The organism is Vogesella mureinivorans (assembly GCF_007644035.1).
Taxonomy (GTDB): domain Bacteria; phylum Pseudomonadota; class Gammaproteobacteria; order Burkholderiales; family Chromobacteriaceae; genus Vogesella; species Vogesella mureinivorans.
This window is the reverse complement of the sequence record NZ_VMTV02000282.1, coordinates 1-559: the sequence shown is the minus strand read 5'-3', so window position 1 is coordinate 559 and position 559 is coordinate 1. Positions and strand designations below refer to the sequence as shown.

Genomic DNA, 559 nt, shown 5'->3' with positions numbered 1-559 from the left:
ATCGCCATCGATCTCGACGCGCTGAAGTCGGCGCTGGTGCGCCAGCTCTACCTGCCGGTGCGCTGGACCGACTGCGTGCAGCAGATGATCGCCGCCGGCGCCAGCCGCTTCGTTGAATGCGGCCCCGGCAAGGTGCTTGCCGGCCTGATCAAGCGCATCGACCGCGGAGTCGAATCGAAATCCCTGGGCAGCGTCGCCGACTTCGAGGACGCGCTGAACGGTTGGGGCGGCGAGTAAGCCGCTCCGCCCCGCCCACATCGAACGGAGATCCGGATGAACCAGCCCCTCGCAGGTGAAATCGCCCTCGTCACCGGCGCCAGCCGCGGCATCGGTGCCGCCATCGCCGACACCCTGGCTGCCCAGGGCGCCAAGGTCATCGGCACCGCCACCTCGGAATCGGGAGCCGCCGCCATCGGCGAGCGCCTTGCACCGCACGGCGGCGCGGGCCGCGTGCTTGACGTGGCGGACGGCGCCCAGGTCGACGCGCTGATCGAGGCGATCGGCAAGGAGTTCGGCGCCATCGGCATCCTGGTGAACAATGCCGGCATCACCCGCGACT

The 559-nt window shown here is 69.9% G+C and carries 1 protein-coding gene and 1 pseudogene; both read left to right on the top strand.

Annotation, left to right across the window (positions count from 1 at the left end):
* A pseudogene (locus FLQ44_RS23595) lies at positions 1–237 on the top strand (ACP S-malonyltransferase); the annotation flags it as partial.
* 36 nt (positions 238–273) lie between these two features.
* Positions 274–559, top strand: a 286-nt coding sequence (locus FLQ44_RS08290; RefSeq protein ID WP_147693978.1) for an SDR family NAD(P)-dependent oxidoreductase, incomplete at its 3' end; no start/stop codon positions are given.